General features: G+C 65.5%; 16 protein-coding genes. 11 read left to right on the forward strand and 5 right to left on the reverse strand.

Features of this window, described 5'->3' with window-relative positions; genetic code table 11:
• Window positions 1-10: 10 nt before the first annotated feature.
• The gene (locus B8115_RS06835) at window positions 11-439 is read left to right on the forward strand and encodes a universal stress protein (RefSeq protein ID WP_010627028.1); all 429 of its coding nucleotides are present in this window, start codon (window positions 11-13) and stop codon (window positions 437-439) included.
• 83 nt (window positions 440-522) lie between these two features.
• Here B8115_RS06835 and soxZ read toward each other — a convergent pair whose 3' ends face one another.
• The 4 genes from soxZ to B8115_RS06855 all read right to left on the reverse strand — a co-directional run bounded on the left by soxZ (window position 523) and on the right by B8115_RS06855 (window position 4,218).
• Window positions 523-1,350 (reverse strand): thiosulfate oxidation carrier complex protein SoxZ, encoded by an 828-nt coding sequence (gene soxZ, locus B8115_RS06840; protein ID WP_010627029.1) that lies wholly within the window; start codon window positions 1,348-1,350, stop codon window positions 523-525.
• Between the two features lie 16 nt (window positions 1,351-1,366).
• Window positions 1,367-2,392, reverse strand: a complete 1,026-nt coding sequence (locus tag B8115_RS06845; protein WP_010627030.1) for a YeeE/YedE family protein — start codon at window positions 2,390-2,392, stop codon at window positions 1,367-1,369.
• Between the two features lie 126 nt (window positions 2,393-2,518).
• Window positions 2,519-3,835: an NAD(P)/FAD-dependent oxidoreductase gene (locus B8115_RS06850; protein ID WP_010627031.1), complete on the reverse strand. Its 1,317-nt coding sequence runs from the start codon at window positions 3,833-3,835 to the stop codon at window positions 2,519-2,521.
• 8 nt (window positions 3,836-3,843) lie between these two features.
• On the reverse strand, window positions 3,844-4,218 hold the full coding sequence (locus tag B8115_RS06855) for a c-type cytochrome (protein WP_010627032.1): 375 nt from the start codon (window positions 4,216-4,218) through the stop codon (window positions 3,844-3,846).
• Window positions 4,219-4,578: 360 nt separating this feature from the next.
• On the opposite strand from B8115_RS06855, the gene B8115_RS06860 reads away from it, so the two are divergent.
• The 3 genes from B8115_RS06860 (at window position 4,579) to B8115_RS06870 (ending at window position 8,228) form a co-directional block, all read left to right on the forward strand.
• Complete coding sequence (locus tag B8115_RS06860) at window positions 4,579-5,391, forward strand: DUF2189 domain-containing protein (RefSeq protein WP_010627033.1); 813 nt, start codon at window positions 4,579-4,581, stop codon at window positions 5,389-5,391.
• Between the two features lie 157 nt (window positions 5,392-5,548).
• Complete coding sequence (locus B8115_RS06865) at window positions 5,549-6,025, forward strand: molybdopterin-dependent oxidoreductase (RefSeq protein WP_238539200.1); 477 nt, start codon at window positions 5,549-5,551, stop codon at window positions 6,023-6,025.
• Between the two features lie 37 nt (window positions 6,026-6,062).
• Window positions 6,063-8,228 (forward strand): ATP-binding protein, encoded by a 2,166-nt coding sequence (locus B8115_RS06870; protein ID WP_010627035.1) that lies wholly within the window; start codon window positions 6,063-6,065, stop codon window positions 8,226-8,228.
• A gap of 22 nt (window positions 8,229-8,250) precedes the next feature.
• On the opposite strand, the gene B8115_RS06875 is transcribed toward B8115_RS06870, so the two are convergent.
• Window positions 8,251-9,501: a PQQ-dependent sugar dehydrogenase gene (locus B8115_RS06875; RefSeq protein ID WP_010627036.1), complete on the reverse strand. Its 1,251-nt coding sequence runs from the start codon at window positions 9,499-9,501 to the stop codon at window positions 8,251-8,253.
• A gap of 226 nt (window positions 9,502-9,727) precedes the next feature.
• Here B8115_RS06875 and pqqA point away from each other — a divergent pair, with 226 nt between their 5' ends.
• From pqqA to B8115_RS06910, 7 genes are all read left to right on the forward strand, one after another.
• The gene (pqqA, locus tag B8115_RS06880; RefSeq protein ID WP_010627037.1) at window positions 9,728-9,799 is read left to right on the forward strand and encodes a pyrroloquinoline quinone precursor peptide PqqA; all 72 of its coding nucleotides are present in this window, start codon (window positions 9,728-9,730) and stop codon (window positions 9,797-9,799) included.
• 54 nt (window positions 9,800-9,853) lie between these two features.
• Entirely contained in the window at window positions 9,854-10,783 is a 930-nt protein-coding gene (gene pqqB, locus B8115_RS06885) for a pyrroloquinoline quinone biosynthesis protein PqqB (RefSeq protein ID WP_010627038.1), read from the forward strand.
• A 203-nt stretch (window positions 10,784-10,986) separates the two neighbouring features.
• Complete coding sequence (gene pqqC / locus B8115_RS06890) at window positions 10,987-11,757, forward strand: pyrroloquinoline-quinone synthase PqqC (protein WP_010627039.1); 771 nt, start codon at window positions 10,987-10,989, stop codon at window positions 11,755-11,757.
• Window positions 11,754-12,026, forward strand: coding sequence for a pyrroloquinoline quinone biosynthesis peptide chaperone PqqD (pqqD, locus tag B8115_RS06895; RefSeq protein ID WP_010627040.1), 273 nt, complete (start codon window positions 11,754-11,756; stop codon window positions 12,024-12,026). The genes pqqC and pqqD overlap by 4 nt, the downstream gene beginning before the upstream one ends.
• The gene (gene pqqE, locus B8115_RS06900) at window positions 12,023-13,162 is read left to right on the forward strand and encodes a pyrroloquinoline quinone biosynthesis protein PqqE (RefSeq protein ID WP_010627041.1); all 1,140 of its coding nucleotides are present in this window, start codon (window positions 12,023-12,025) and stop codon (window positions 13,160-13,162) included. Before pqqD ends, pqqE begins: the two co-directional genes overlap by 4 nt.
• A 143-nt stretch (window positions 13,163-13,305) precedes the next feature.
• Window positions 13,306-14,469 (forward strand): alcohol dehydrogenase-like regulatory protein ErcA, encoded by a 1,164-nt coding sequence (ercA, locus tag B8115_RS06905; protein WP_010627042.1) that lies wholly within the window; start codon window positions 13,306-13,308, stop codon window positions 14,467-14,469.
• Between the two features lie 22 nt (window positions 14,470-14,491).
• A partial coding sequence (locus tag B8115_RS06910) for a PAS domain-containing protein (protein WP_010627043.1) occupies window positions 14,492-14,951 on the forward strand: 460 nt, incomplete at its 3' end.

The following is a 14,951-nucleotide window of genomic DNA, read 5'->3' on the forward strand; positions in this document are numbered from 1 at the left end:
GGGTGCAGAGATGTACGACAAGATTCTGCTGGCTGTGGATCTCAACGAGGAGTCATCGTGGGCCAAGGCGTTGCCCACGGCGGTGACCCTGTGCCGCACCTTCGGTGCATCGTTGCACGTGGTCACGGTGCTGCCGGATTACCACATGCCGTTGGTGGGTTCCTACTTCCCGCGCGATTTCGCCAAGAAGGCCCACGAGGCAATTTCCCAGGCCCAGCACCGTTTCATCGAGGAGCACGTGCCCGATGACATCAAGGTGCAGTCGGTGATCGTCGACGGCTCGCCCTGGGAGGCGATCGTCAAGTCGGCCAAGAAGCTCGAGGTCGACCTGATCGTCATGGCCTCGCACAACAAGCGCAAGTTCGCCGACTACGTACTGGGCCCCAACGCCGAGCACGTGGTCCATCACACCAAGATGTCGGTGATGATCGTGCGCTGAGTGCGTGAGTCGTCATGCAGGAAATGCAGAAGCCCCGGCCACTGGCCGGGGCTTCTGCGTTCAGGCGTACTTGTCGAGCGGTATCAGGACAGATCCAGCTCGGCGACATGGTGGGCCGTTTCCCCCGTGTCGTCCTGCCACAGGAATTCCGCCTCTGCGCTCTCTGCCGGAGTGAGGAAGAAGCGCAGGTAGGGGTTGGCGGAAACCGCCTGATGCAGGTCGGCCTCGAACACCACGTTGCCATCGATGGAGACGCTGAAACGCTCGACGATGTGGCGGGGCAGGGTTTCTCCGTCATCGCCTTCGCGCAGCCCGGTTTCCATGGGATGGTTGATCAGCGTGCGTACCTCGGCAGGTTCCCCGGCGGACAGCCCCGAGGAAACGCTGACGCGCGGATTGGAGAGCGCGTCGTTGGCATCGTTGCCGTTACGCATCAGACAGCCGCTCACGGTGATGCGAACCTCGCGTGAGGTGGCGAAGCGCTCGCCCTGGTGGCTGGTAGCGATGGCAATGACCTGCTGGGTTTCGTTCAGCCGTACCCGGGTGGAGATCTCCGGCTTGGCACTCAGTTGGGTCAGACGGAAGGTGGCCACCTCGGGATAGGGGTTGCCGTTGGCGAACAGATCGATGCGCTCGATGTAATCGCCCTCGGCGAGTTCGCCGTCGAAGTTGACGGTGAGCGGCACGGCGGAGCCGTCTTCGGATACGTGCGGCAGGTCGAGCGTCAGTCCCTCGGTGCGGGGCTCGCTCTCGCCCAGCACGCTCTGAGCGGCTTCCAGGCGCTGCCACGGCTCGTTGGCGAGCCCGGGCATGGCGAAACTGGCCAGACCGATGCCGGCGCAGGCCAGGGTCAGCCCGCGCAGCAGACGGCGGCGAGAGGCGTCGTGACGAGAGTAACGGAACGGATGCATGGACTCCTCCAGTTGATCAATGCTTTGACAGCGCCAGCGGCCCGCGGATTCCCAGCCGCGCACCCAGCACGATGCCGGCCACGGCGAGGAACGAGGCGAGCGACAGCGTCGAGAAGCCCGACAGCCCCTGGCCGATGGAGCAGCCCAGGGACATCACGCCGCCTATGCCCATGAGGATGCCCCCCGCCATGCTGCGCAGCATATGGGCAGGCGAGTCGAACGAATGCAGGCGAAAGTCCCGCCGCAGCAGCGCCATTGCCAGCGCACCCAGCACTACGCCACCCACAACGCTGACGCCGAAGCCCAGGCGGGTGCCGGTGGAGAGCATCAGGTACTGCAGCGACTCGCCGATGGGTGCGACGAAGGTGAGGCTGGCCAGGCGCACCGGTTCGAAGTCGTCGAAGCCGAGCACGCCGGTGGTGTACCAGCTGGCAGGCACCAGGCCGCCGATAACCAGCCCACCGATCCAGTCCGACGGCGAGTGGCGAAAGGCCTGATTGGCAAAAGCCCAGGCGCACAGGCCGCCACCCACCAGCAGCGCCGGCAGCCAGCCCGGCAGGCCGATCAGGCTCGGCAGGGTGGCCGCGGGCAGGCGCAGCGTGGTAGCGCCCTCGAGCCACAGCCGCAGCGGGGCAAGCACGCCCGACAGCACCATGAAGGCTGCCAGACCCAGGCACACCAGCACCACGAAGCTACGCAGGTTGCCGCTGCCAAGCAATACCAGAGCGCGAGCCCCGCAGCCGTTGGCCAGGGCCATGCCGTAGCCGAAGAGCAGACCGCCCAGCGGCACGGCAAGCCAGGAGAATCTGTCGACGGCGTACAGCGAGGCGTCGAGCGAGACCAGCCCGGTCGCGGCCAAAGCCTGGCTGCCCAGCACGGCCACGCCCATGGCCACGGCGAAGGCGCGCAGTTTGCGCGAGTCGCCCTGTGTCGTGGCGTTGACCACACCGCGCAGCAGGCAGAAACCGGAGAGCTGACCGACGGCGCCGAAGACAAGGCCGATCGTCAACCCCGCCCAAACGACCAGCTCGGTATGACTCATGGTGCGCAGCTCCTCGAGAAATGCGAAGTAATGAAGAAGAAGTAATGCAAAGGACCGCCCGCAGGCGGCCCTTCGATGACGCCACCTTGGGTGGCCGAGCAGTATAGCGCCTTGCAGCGATGGAGTTCAGGTCTGCGTGCCCCAGGTGTCCTGGCAGATGGCGTTGTACCAGCCGACGGCGTACTGGGCTTCCAGCGCCCGCGTAGTGCCGGGAGCGCCTGTCGGGCTCACGCCGCCGGAGCCTTCCACTTCGGCAATCGCGCCGTCCACCACGCGGTAGACTCCGGCCACCGAGATACCGTACTCGGGACCCACCAGGCTGTAGCAGGTGTTGGTCCAGTAGGCCTCGGGCGCCGGGCGCGACTCGAGCGAAGCGGCGATGGCAGCCGCCACGACCTTGGCCTGGGCGTTGGCGCAGAAGCCCGACTTGGGCATCGGCGCGGCAACGGTGGCATCGCCGATCACGTAGATGTCCTCGACCTGACGCGATTCGAAGGTCTCGGGCTTGACCGGCACCCAGCCGGAGTCGTCGGTGACGCCGGCACGTTCGGCGATCCAGCCGGCCTTCTGCGGCGGGATGACGTTGAGCACGTCGGCCTTGTGCACGGTGCCGAATTCGGTTTCCACCTCCAGACGCTCGGCGTCCACCCGAGTGACGCGGCCGTCGTTGGAGAGGCCTACCCACTCGATACGATCGCCGTAGAGCTGCTCCCAGCCCTCCATGAACAGCCCCTGCTTGGAGAAGTTGTCCTTGGCGTCGAGGATCAGCACCTTGGACTTGGGCTTGTACTGGGCCAGATAGTTGGCCACGAGGCTGGCGCGCTCGTAGGGGCCTGGCGGGCAGCGGAAGGGGTTTTCCGGGGCCACCATGACGAAGGTACCGCCGTCTTCCATCGCTTCCAACTGGGCACGCAGCTTCTCCGTTTGACTGCCGGCCTTCCAGGCATGGGGCGCTTTCTCGGCAGCCGCTTCGTCGTAACCCTCGAGCGCGTTCCAGCGGATGTCGATCCCCGGGGAGAGCACCAGCCTGTCGTAGTCGAGCTCGCTGCCGGTGGAGAGGGTGACCTTGTGCGCGGCGGCGTCGACGTCCTCGACCATGGCATGGATCACGCGGACCCCATAGCGATCCTGCAGCTCGTCATAGCCGTGGGCGATCTCATCCATGCTGCGCAGTCCGCCCAGATGCAGGTTGCTGAACGGGCAAGTGTAGAAGGTCTCGGCCGGCTCGACCAGTATCACCTCGATGGCCGGATTGGCCCGCTTGAGATACTTGGCCGCCGTGGCACCACCGAAGCCGCCGCCCACGACGACGACCTTGCCGGCGTGCTGTCCGCCGATGGCGAAGGGCGTGACGCCGCCCACCAGGGGCAGCAGCGAGGCGGCACCCAGGCCCTTGATCAGTTGCCGGCGGTTGATGCCGGAACGTTGGGAATGCTGTGTCATGGCGCGCCTCACTCCTGCGGTTCTTGTTCTGCTTGCGAATCGTCATCGCCGTCCGGGTCGATGGCGGCAAAATGAGCTGCCAGGGCGGCGAGCTCCTCGTCAGTGAAGCCCTTGGCGATCCGATCCATGATGGTGGTATCGCTCTGATCCTCGTGCTTGAACGCGAGTAGCCGCGCCTCGAGGACTGAGGCAGGCCGCCCGGCGATGGTCGGCACACTGCCTACCATGCGGCCATCGGTGCCGTGGCAGTTGGCGCAGGCGGCGGCCATGAGGTCAACCTGCTCGGAGGAGAAGCTGGGTTCGGCGAGTCCCTTGGCGGCGATGCCCCCGAACAGCAGCACCCCCAGCACCGGTGCGGCCGCCCTGCGAAAGAACCGTTTCATCGACAGGCTCCTGATTGCGTTATCTATTGTTCAACTGTCCGTAAGCCGGATGTTAAAGCCAACGGCAGAGGCTCAGAAGGAATACTTCGGCATTCTCTTATGACTGAATATACAACAATGGGCCGCTGTTATTCCCTGGAAGCTCTCGGCAAGCCCCGCAAGGGCCACGACGCCCGTCCGGGTGTGAAGCAGCGTGGAAGGATCGCGGCGGTTTCGCGCGCAGCGTTGACAACTTTGCGCGGCACTCTTGTGTGCGGTCAACTAGAGTGGAAATTACGAAGACAACAAGACGTCGTCCGGACCTCCCGACCGGAAAGACGCTTGCCAGTCCCTACCAAGGCGACCAAACGGGGTACGACAATGAATGCAGCGACCAGATCAGGGCAGAGCTCCGCACCCAACGTCAAGATCACCATCAACCCCATTGGCATGGACAGACCGCGAGCCTGGCTGGCAGCGGGTTTCGAGGATTTCCGCCGGGCCACGGCCGTCAGTCTCGCTTACGGCATGTTCTGGGTCGGCTTGAGTATCGCCGTCACGGCCGGGGCCATCGTCCTCGATCTGTGGCACTGGCTACTGCCTCTGGTGGCCGGTTTCATGTTCATCGGCCCGCTGGTCGCGGTAGGTTCCTACGGGATCAGTCGGGCGCTCGAGGCGGGGCGCGTACCGCATCTCGGCGACGCCTTCGGCGCCTGGCGGCCCCATGCCGGGCAGCTGGCAATGATGGGCGTGATGATGATGATCTTCTTCCTGGCCTGGATTCGTCTGGCAACCCTGCTCTTCGCGCTCTTCTTCGGCTTCGAGGCGCCGGGTGTGGCGGAGCTCTACGCTTCTCTGCTGACCACGCCGGAAGGGCTCGGACTGATCGCGGTTGGCACCGCGGCGGGAGCGGTGCTGGCCTTCGGTGCCTTTTCCATCAGTGTGGTCGCCATTCCGACGCTGATGGACCAGGACCTGACTTTCATGGAGGGCATCGAAGCGAGCGTGCGCACCGTTGCGCGCAACTTCAAGCCGATGCTGCTGTGGGCAGTCATTCTGACCGGCAGCGTGCTGATTGGCATGATGACGTTCTACATCGGCCTGGCGCTGATCCTGCCGGTACTGGGGCATGCCAGCTGGCACGCTTATGAGGATCTGGTTCGCTGTGAGCCGGTAGAGCAACTGAAGTCGTGATCCCCCCTGGCAGGAGGCCGGCGCCTCCTGCCAGTCCAGAATACGCTTTTCCTAACTGAACTTTTCTTCAGTTTCGCGTACGCTTGGCCCATCCCAATGACTCGGACAGTCCACTATGCCTCGATCATGGCCAAGCTGTGTAATGGCGGTAGCCGCTTTGCTGATTTCCTCGACCTTCCAACCCGTACAGGCAGCGCCGCTGCCGCCACCCGAGGGTGAGATACTGCTCAGGGTGACGGGCAATATCGAGTATCCGAACGTTGACGGCGAGCTGCAGCTTGACCTGGACCAGTTGATGACGCTCTCTCCACACTTGATAGAGACGGCCACACCCTGGACGGTGGGAGTCGGACGCTTCGAGGGACCGCTGTTTCGCGCCGTGCTGGAAGCGGCCGGTGCGGAAGGTGAGCGGGTCCGGGTAACGTCCCTTAACGAGTATGAAATCGAGATACCCTGGTCCGATCTTCACGATTACGACGTGATTCTCGCCGTCATGCGAGATGGCGAGCCCATTGCGGTGCGCGACCTGGGACCCGTGCTGGTGCTCTATCCGTTCGATGAGCGCCCCGAACTGCTCAACGAAACCATCCGCCATCGCTCCGTCTGGCACGTGGGTACCGTCGATGTGCAGTGAGGTCTCGTGGCGAAGCCTTAGTTCGAGGCGCTGAAGCATGTTGCGCTATCCGCTGCGACTGAAGCTGGGAGCGGTGTCGGCCCTGCTGTTCTTCGCTGCTGCCCTGGTGGTGGTGGGGTTGGCAGCATGGCGTCAGGAGGAGCTGCATCAGAGCGTCATCGGCGATGCTGCCTGGCATGCCTACAAGCTCGATCGCGACATCATCCAGTTGCGCAGCGATCTGGTGCAGCAGGTCGGCAGTGCCCGTTCACTGGAAGCCCTGCGGCTGCGGTTCGAACTGATCTACAGCCGGGTCAACCTGCTGCAGCGTGGCGATGTCAACCAACTGCTGCAGCAGATCCCCTTGGCCAAGCGGCTGCTGCCGGACCTGATCGTGCTCATGGCCGACATCGACAGTCTGCTCGATGAAATCGACCAGTTGGGGCAGGAAGAACGCTGGGTGTTGTCCGACCGGCTGGAGCGGGTCGGGGGGCTGACCGAGCAGCTGATCATCGCCGTCAATGGCCACCTTGCCGAATCGGCCACCCGCGACCGGGAGGCGCTGCAGACGCTGTATGCGCTGCTGCTGGCACTGATCATGGCCATGAGTCTGGCGGCGCTGATGGTGGTAGTGTTCCTGGTGCGGGAGGCGCGCGACAATGCCGAGGCTCGGCGTTCGCTGGAGTCGCTGAGTCGCGAACTACAGGCTACCGCGCATCGCGCCGAGGCCGCCAGTCAGGCCAAATCGGAGTTCCTGGCCACCGTCAGCCACGAGATTCGCACGCCGTTGAACGGGGTCATCGGCATGAGCGACCTGCTCCTGGACCAGCCGATCGATCCGAAATCGCGGGAGTACGCCCGCACCCTGCATGTCAGCGCCGCACGGTTGCTGGAACTGATCAACGACATACTCGATTTCTCCAAGATTGAATCGGGCAAGCTGGAGCTCGAACGGCGCCCGATTCGCCTGACCACGCTGATCGGCGAGGCCTGTCGGTTGTTCGGGCCGCATGCCGAGGCCAAGGGGCTCAAACTGACGACGGCGCTATCACCGGCGTTGCCTGAGCACGTGATGGGCGATCCGGCACGGTTGCGTCAGGTGCTGCTCAACCTGCTCTCCAACGCCATCAAGTTCACCGAACACGGTGAGGTCCGTGTCGAGGCGGCGTTGAGCGAGCAGGGCGAGCTGGTACTCGCCGTGAGAGATACGGGGCCCGGGGTTGCGCTGGAGAAGCAGGATTGGCTTTTCGAACCCTTTAGACAGGCAGACGCCTCGACGGCCAGGCGCTACGGAGGTACCGGGCTGGGCCTCGCCATTTGTCGTCGCCTGACGGAAGCCATGGGCGGCAGAATCGGGGTCGACAGCGCCCCCGGCCAGGGCAGTCGCTTCTGGGTGGTGATGCCGCTGGAGACGGTGGTTTCCAATGAGCCTGAATCACCGGTGTTCCAACCGATTCTGGAACCCGCTGCAGGCGGGAAGGTGCTGCTAGTCGAAGACAACCCGGTCAACCAGCAGGTGGCCGTGGCGATGCTGGAACGCCACGGCTGTACTGTCAGCGTTGCAGACAGCGGAGAGAAGGCCCTGGAAATGGCGGGGCGTGAGAGTTTCGACATGATCTTCATGGACGTGCAGATGCCCGGCATGGACGGTCTGGAAACGACTCGTCGCCTGCGCTCGAGAGGGGGCTGGCTTGCCGAAGTGCCTATCGTGGCGATGACGGCAGGGGGACCGGGAGCCGAGCGCGAGCGCTGTCTGGTTACCGGCATGAGCGGTTACCTCGCGAAGCCGCTGCGACGTGCCGAACTGGCAGCGGCGCTGCGCCAGGGTCTGTCCGGGAAGGAGCGGGCCGAGGGGGCGGAAGAAAGCGTAGGTGCCGACATGCTGGATGAGGGTGTGCTCGGGGAGTTGCGCGAGTCGCTGGGACTGGAGGCGCTGGCGGCCTTGTTTGCGGTGCATCGTGAACAGCTGCAGCAGCACACCGAGAGCCTGGAGCAGGCCTTCGAGCAGGGGGATCTAGCGGCTCTTGCCGCGCGTGCACACCGGCTCAAAGGGGAGTCGGGCAGTCTTGGCGGGCGCAGGTTAGCCGACTCGGCCCGGCGCCTTGAGCTTGCCGCGCGGCATGAGCGGCAAGACGAAGCGGCCGTCGAGCTCAGGGTCCTGCAAGCCAGCATTCCCGTCACCCTCGAGGCGCTGGAGAGCTGGCTGAGTGCCTGCCAAGACTGATGTGACCTCTCTCTAGCGAGTGTCAGGCCTCGGGTTCGATGCGATAGAGCCCGCCATCGCTCTCGTCGGTGAGCACATAGAGCATGCCATCGGGGCCCTGGCGCACGTCGCGAATACGGCCCAGCTCGTTCTCCAGCAGGATCTCTTCATGGGCGATGGTTTCGCCGTCCAGCACCACGCGATGGAGGCGCTCGGCATAGAGCGCACCGATGAAGAGATTGCCTTGCCAGCCCGGGAACTCATCCCCGGTGTAGAACGTCAGCCCCGAGGGCGCCAGGGTGTCTTCCCAGACGTGTACCGGAGGCTTGACGCCGGGCGCCACCTCGCCGATGCCGATGAACTCGTCGGTGTCGTATTCCCGTCCGAAGGAGACCTGTGGCCAGCCGTGGTTGCTGCCGGCCTCGGCGACGTAGAGTTGCTCGCCGCCGCCCGAAGGACCGTGATCGATGGCCCACAGCTCGCCGGTCTCGGGGTGCAGTGCCAGCCCCTGATTGTTGCGGTGGCCGTAGGAGAAGATCTCGGGACGCAGGTTGCCCGGTTCCGCCTCGATGAAGGGATTGCCCTCGAAGGCGCCGCCATCCTCATGCAGGCGAATGATCGAGCCACCCGGATCGGTGAGATCCTGGGAAGGGTAGCGAATGCCGCGGTCGCCGATGGAGAACATCACGCTGCCGTCGCCGGGAAAGACGATGCGCGAACCGTAGTGACGGCCGGGTGCGGTGCGCGGCACCTGGGCATAGATCGTCTCGAGATCGGTCAGCTCGCTGCCGTCGTCGCTCAGGCGGGCGCGGGCCAGCGCCGTGCCTGTGCCGTACTCGTCGTCGCCCATGACCGAGTCGTCGTCACCGGGGCTGGAGTAGGTGAAGTAGATCCAGCCGTTGTCGTCGTAATCGGGATGTACGACGACATCCAGCAGGCCGCCCTGGTTGCCACCTTCGGGGGCGGGCTTCTGATCTTCGTCGGTGTCGATCTTTGGCAGATTGCCGACCTCGGTCACCTCATCGCCGTCGACTAGATACAGGTTGCCCGGGCGTGCGGTGATCAGCATTCGCTCGTCCGGCAGCCAGGCGACGGCCCAGGGGTGTTCGATACCGCCCACCACCTGAGTCACGGTCAGGGTGGCTTCTTCGCTCTCCACGCCGGAGGCCACCTCTTCATTGGTGACCTGGACGTCGGCGTGGGCGAGTCCTGCGAATGCCATGCCGCCGGTTACGGCGAGGGCGAGCGGGGTGCGTGTAAAGTGCGGATGAGAAGGGGATCCGTATTGCCTCATGTCGCATTGCTCCTTGCAGGCGAGGGGAAGCGACGCCGTGAAGCGCCGGTCCCTTGCCAGCGTAGGAAAACCCGCCGGGCTCCTCAAGTTGGACCTGGGCCCAATGAAGGGGCGTTTCTCCCTCCAAAGTACCGTCTTGGCGAGACCTCTCCAGTGCTTTACTGAGGTTGCCGTCGCCCATCGGCGCGGTGCCACTCGACACGACAACAACCTTGGAGGAACCGCCATGTGGACCAAGCCCAGCTTTCGTGACCTGCGCCTCGGCTTCGAAGTCACCCTGTACATTGCCAACCGCTGATAGACCGACGTCACGGGGCCGAGAGGTCCCGTGTTTCAGCTTCAGGAGAGTGCCATGCAGGTGCTGATACTCGGCTCGGCGGCGGGCGGTGGATTCCCGCAGTGGAATTGCAACTGTCGCAACTGCCGCGACGTGCGTCTCGGCCAACCCGGCTTCGTGGCGAGAACCCAGTCGTCGATAGCGGTGAGCATAGACGGCGAGCGCTGGCTGCTGTGCAACGCCTCGCCCGACATCCGTGCCCAGCTCGGTGTCTCTCCGGGGCTCTTTCCCAGGCGCGGCCTGCGTCACACCGGCATTGCCGAGGTGCTGCTGGTGGATGCGCAGATCGATCACGTGAGTGGGCTGCTGTCACTACGTGAGGGGTGCCCGCTCGACGTCTGGTGCACGCCCAGCGTGCATGACGACCTCTCCAGCGGCTTTCCGCTGTTCCCCATGCTGCGCCACTGGAACGGTGGGCTCAACTGGCGCGAGATCCCGCTGGCAGGAGAGCGTGAGCGCTGCACCTTCCAGGTGCCGAGCTGCCCCGGGCTTGAGATCACCGCACTCTCGTTGAGCTCCAATGCGCCGCCTTATTCGCCGCGCCGCGGCGCACCGGCCACCGGCGACAACCTGGGGCTGCTGCTGCGCGACACGCTGACGGGCGGCGTGCTGTTCTACGGGCCGGGCCTGGGCGAGCCGAGCGAGGCGGCACGGGAGCTGATGCAACAGGCCGACTGCGTGCTGGTGGACGGCACCCTGTGGCACGACGACGAGATGATACGTTTTGGCATCGGCCATGCCACCGGGCTCGAAATGGGGCATCTGGCGCTGGCCGGCGAAGCGGGCATGATCGCCGAGCTCGATGCGCTGCCGGAGACGACGCGGCGCATTCTGATTCATATCAACAACACCAATCCCGCGCTCGACGAGGCCTCCCCGGAGCGCGCCGTGTTGAACCGGCGTGGCATCGAGGTGGCCCACGACGGCATGCAGCTCACCCTGTAGCCGCCAGAAGTATCGCCGCCATATAGACAACAACAAGCAAAGACAGGCTGTGTCTGAAAAGTCGGCGAGCGAAGGCCAGACAAGGCAAAAATCAGCGAAAAGACGGAGTTTACGTAGTGTGTAAATGAGTATTTTGAGCTGATTTTTAACGCCGTATGGCCAAGCGCAGACAGTTTTCAGACATAGCCTAAGAGGGACTCGCCATGAACGCCGTGCAGACATCACCGTTGGCTGCCGTACTCTCGCCCGAGGCCTTTCGTGAGGCCTTGATGGCCAAGGGCGCCTATTACCATATTCACCATCCTTATCAGATCGACATGGCCGAAGGGCGCGCCACGCCGGAGCAGATCCGTGGCTGGGTGGCCAATCGCTTCTATTACCAGGTGATGATCCCGCAGAAGGACGCGGCGCTGCTGGCCAACTGCCCGGATGCCGACACCCGGCGGCGCTGGATCCAGCGCCTGCTTGACCACGACGGTCGCGATGACGACGCCGGCGGCATCGAGGCCTGGCTGACCCTGGGCGAAGCGGTGGGGCTGACCCGCGACGAGCTGTGGTCGCAGCAGCACGTGTTGCCCGGCGTGCGCTTCGCGGTGGATGCCTACGTCAATTTCGTACGCCGGGCGAGCTGGCAGGAGGGGGCGATCTCCTCGCTCACCGAGCTGTTCGCCCCCCTGGCACACCAGAGCCGCCTCGATACCTGGCCGGGCCACTATCCCTGGATCGACGAGGCCGGCTACGGCTACTTCCGCAAGCGCCTGAAGGAGGCACGCCGCGACGTCGAGCATGGTCTGGAGGTGGCGCTGGCGGTGTGCACCAGCGTGGAAACCCAGCAGCGCGCCCTCGATATCCTGCAGTTCAAGCTCGACGTGCTGTGGAGCATGCTCGACGCCATGACCCTGGCCTATCAGCTCGGCCGTCCGCCCTACCATAGCGTGACCGAGCGGGCCGTGTTCCATCGGGGGCTGGCATGAGCCCGGAGGTGGCTCCGGCGCTGCGCCGCGGCTGGCGGCTGCAGTGGGAGCCCGCCCAGCAACGCCACGTCCTGCTCTACCCCGAGGGCATGGTGCAGCTCAACGAGAGTGCCGGCGCGATCCTGACGCTGGTCGATGGCCGGCGCCATGAGGCGGACATCGTGGCCGCGCTGGAGGCGCAGTTTCCCGGTACCGCGGAGATCGCCGACGATGTGGCGGCGTTTCTCGCCGAGGCCGGGCGCCAGGGCTGGCTGGAGGCGAGCCCATGAGCCTTGCCACGTCCCCGCAAGCGATCGACCCGCCCCTGTGGCTGCTGGCCGAGCTGACCTATCGCTGCCCATTGCAGTGTCCCTACTGCTCCAACCCGCTCGACTTCGCCCGCTACCGTGAGGAACTCGACACCGACGCCTGGATCGATGTGCTGCGCCAGGCGCGGGCCATGGGCGCCGTGCAGCTCGGTTTCTCCGGGGGCGAGCCGTTGGTGCGGCGCGACCTGGAGGTGCTGGTCGCCGAGGCGCGGCGGCTCGGCTTCTACACCAACCTGATCACTTCCGGGGTGGGGCTGGACGGCGCCCGAATCGAGGCGTTGCGCGAAGCGGGGCTGGATCACATCCAGATCAGCCTGCAGGCCGCGGATGACGAGCTGGCCGCCGCCGTGGCGGGCTCGGCCAAGGCCCATGCCGCTAAGCTGGCCATGGCACGGGCGGTCAAGGCGGCCGGCTATCCCATGGTGCTCAACGTGGTGCTGCATCGCCACAACATCGACGACACCGACCGGCTGATCGCCCTGTGCGACGAGCTGGGGGCGGACGTCGTGGAGCTGGCCAGCTGCCAGTACTACGGCTGGGCCAAGCTCAACCGCGCCGGACTGCTGCCGAGCCGTGCTCAGGTCGAGCGTGCCGAGGCGGTAACGCAGCGCTGGCGCGAGCGTCTCGCCGAGCGCGGGAGGGAGATGCGCCTGCTGTTCGTGGTACCCGACTACTTTGCCGAGCGCCCCAAGGCGTGCATGGGCGGCTGGGGGGCGATCTTCATGACCGTAGCGCCGGACGGCAGCGTGTTGCCGTGTCATAGTGCACGTGAGCTACCCATGGCCTTTCCCCAGGTGCGCGACGGCTCGCTCGAGGAGATCTGGTACGCCAGCGAAGCGTTCAACCGCTTTCGCGGCGACGCCTGGATGCCCGAGCCCTGCGGCAGCTGCAGCGAGCGCCACCAGGACCACGGCGGCTGCCGCTGTCAGGCGTTCCTGCTCACCGGCGACCCGGCGGCGGCCGACCCGGTGTGCAGCAAGTCGCCCCGGCGCGAGCTGATCGACCGGGCCGTGGCCGAAGCCGCCGATTCGGCAGGCGACATCGCAACGCTGGTGCCGAGGCAGGCAAGGCATTCGCGCACCTTCTGGCGCGGCTGAGAGTACCCGACCAAGGGCGAAGGGCGCGGGGGCCGGCCGGCTCTTACCATGACGATAATGCGCCTGCGCGAGGCGACGACATAACAAGAAGCCGCTGATCTCGGCCGTGCCTCTTTGCCGGTCAGCGTCAAGGGAGACTCGGTATGGCGTCCAGTATCAACGAGCTGCGCAAGTTCGTGGCTCCGGAGATCATCTTCGGCGACGGCGCCCGGCGCGCCGTGGCCAACTTCGTGGGCACCTTCGGCGCCGAGCGGGTGCTGCTGGTGTCGGACCCCGGCGTGGTACTGGCCGGCTGGGTCGAGGAGGTGGAGGCGGATCTGGCGGAGCAGGGCATCTTCAGCCAGCGCTTCACCTCGGTCTCGCCCAACCCGCGGGCCGAGGAGGTCATGGCGGGCGCCATGGCCTACCGCGAGATGGGCGCCCAGGCCATCGTCGCCATCGGCGGCGGCAGCCCCATGGATTGCGCCAAGGGCATCGGCATCGTCGTCGCTCACGACGGCCACATCATCGACTTCGAGGGCGTCGACACCCTGCGAGTGCCCATCCCGCCGCTGATCTTCGTGCCCACCACGGCGGGCACCTCGGCGGACATCTCCCAGTTCGCGATCATCTCCGACCAGCAGCGGCGCATGAAATTCTCCATCGTCAGCAAGTCGGTGGTGCCGGACGTCTCGCTGATCGACCCTCAGGTCACCATGACCATGAGCCCCTTCCTCACGGCGTGCACCGGCGTCGATGCCCTGGTGCATGCCATCGAGGCCTTCGTTTCCACCGGCAGCGGGCCGCTGACCGACGCCCACGCCCTGGAAGCCATGCGTCTGATCAATGGGCATCTGGTGGCGCTGGTGCAGGCTCCCCACGACCTGGCGCTGCGTTCCCAGGTCATGCTCGGCAGCATGCAGGCGGGGCTGGCGTTCTCCAACGCCATCCTCGGTGCGGTACACGCCATGTCGCACAGTCTCGGCGGTTTTCTCGACCTGCCCCATGGGCTGTGCAATTCGCTGCTGCTCGAGCACGTGGTGGCCTACAACTTCGAGGCCTCGCCGGAGCGCTTCACGCGGATCGCCGAGACGCTGGGCATCGACTGTCGCGGGTTGAGCAGCACACAGGTCAAGGCGCGGTTGATCGATCACCTGATCGAGCTGAAGCGTGCCGTGGGCCTGACGGGCAGCCTGGGCAGGCTCGGCGTTCATACCAGCGATGTGCCGTTCCTGGCCCGCCACGCGCTGGAGGATCCTTGCATCCTGACCAATCCGCGCCGCTCCAGCCCCCGCGACGTTCAGGTGGTGTACGAGGAGGCGATGTGACGCGCCAAGCGACAGGTAGCCGATGAAGAAGGCCGGCGACCCCGAGGGCTATTCGGTCAACCAGTTGCTGGGCTTGGGTCAGCAGTCGGCGCGCAAGAGTTACTACCCCGAGCTGACGGCGCGCATGGCCGAGCTCGAGGCGGAGCGCAACCGCTACAAGTGGCTGTTCGAGAACGCCCTGCACGGTATTTTCCAGGCCTCGCTGGGCGGGCGCCTGCTGGCCGCCAATCCGGCGCTGGCGGCCATGCTCGGCGATGCCGACGTGGCCGCCACGCTGGCACGCTGCACCTCGCTGGAAGCGCTGTTCGCCGATGCCGAGGGGTTCGACGAGGTCTCCCGTCTGCTGCACAGGCAGGGCCACCTGCAAGGGCATACCACCTGGCTGGCCGGCTGCGATGGCAAGCGGGTGCCGGTGGCCCTGACCCTGCTGCGCAAGCCGGACCGGGGCGGCGAGATCCTGGTCGAGGGCTTCCTCGCGATAT

The sequence above is a fragment of the Halomonas sp. KM-1 genome (genome assembly GCF_000246875.1).
Lineage (GTDB): Bacteria > Pseudomonadota > Gammaproteobacteria > Pseudomonadales > Halomonadaceae > Halomonas > Halomonas aerodenitrificans.

What these genes read in the sequence shown, in the direction of transcription:
- soxZ (WP_010627029.1), bottom strand. Translation starts at nt 1,350, where the DNA reads ATGCATCCGTTCCGTTACTCTCGTCACGACGCCTCTCGCCGCCGTCTG.
- pqqE (WP_010627041.1), top strand. Translation starts at nt 12,023, where the DNA reads ATGAGCCTTGCCACGTCCCCGCAAGCGATCGACCCGCCCCTGTGGCTG.
- B8115_RS06850 (WP_010627031.1), bottom strand. Translation starts at nt 3,835, where the DNA reads ATGACACAGCATTCCCAACGTTCCGGCATCAACCGCCGGCAACTGATC.
- B8115_RS06870 (WP_010627035.1), top strand. Translation starts at nt 6,063, where the DNA reads ATGTTGCGCTATCCGCTGCGACTGAAGCTGGGAGCGGTGTCGGCCCTG.
- ercA (WP_010627042.1), top strand. Translation starts at nt 13,306, where the DNA reads ATGGCGTCCAGTATCAACGAGCTGCGCAAGTTCGTGGCTCCGGAGATC.
- pqqD (WP_010627040.1), top strand. Translation starts at nt 11,754, where the DNA reads ATGAGCCCGGAGGTGGCTCCGGCGCTGCGCCGCGGCTGGCGGCTGCAG.
- B8115_RS06835 (WP_010627028.1), top strand. Translation starts at nt 11, where the DNA reads ATGTACGACAAGATTCTGCTGGCTGTGGATCTCAACGAGGAGTCATCG.
- B8115_RS06875 (WP_010627036.1), bottom strand. Translation starts at nt 9,501, where the DNA reads ATGAGGCAATACGGATCCCCTTCTCATCCGCACTTTACACGCACCCCG.
- pqqB (WP_010627038.1), top strand. Translation starts at nt 9,854, where the DNA reads ATGCAGGTGCTGATACTCGGCTCGGCGGCGGGCGGTGGATTCCCGCAG.
- B8115_RS06845 (WP_010627030.1), bottom strand. Translation starts at nt 2,392, where the DNA reads ATGAGTCATACCGAGCTGGTCGTTTGGGCGGGGTTGACGATCGGCCTT.
- pqqC (WP_010627039.1), top strand. Translation starts at nt 10,987, where the DNA reads ATGAACGCCGTGCAGACATCACCGTTGGCTGCCGTACTCTCGCCCGAG.
- B8115_RS06860 (WP_010627033.1), top strand. Translation starts at nt 4,579, where the DNA reads ATGAATGCAGCGACCAGATCAGGGCAGAGCTCCGCACCCAACGTCAAG.
- B8115_RS06855 (WP_010627032.1), bottom strand. Translation starts at nt 4,218, where the DNA reads ATGAAACGGTTCTTTCGCAGGGCGGCCGCACCGGTGCTGGGGGTGCTG.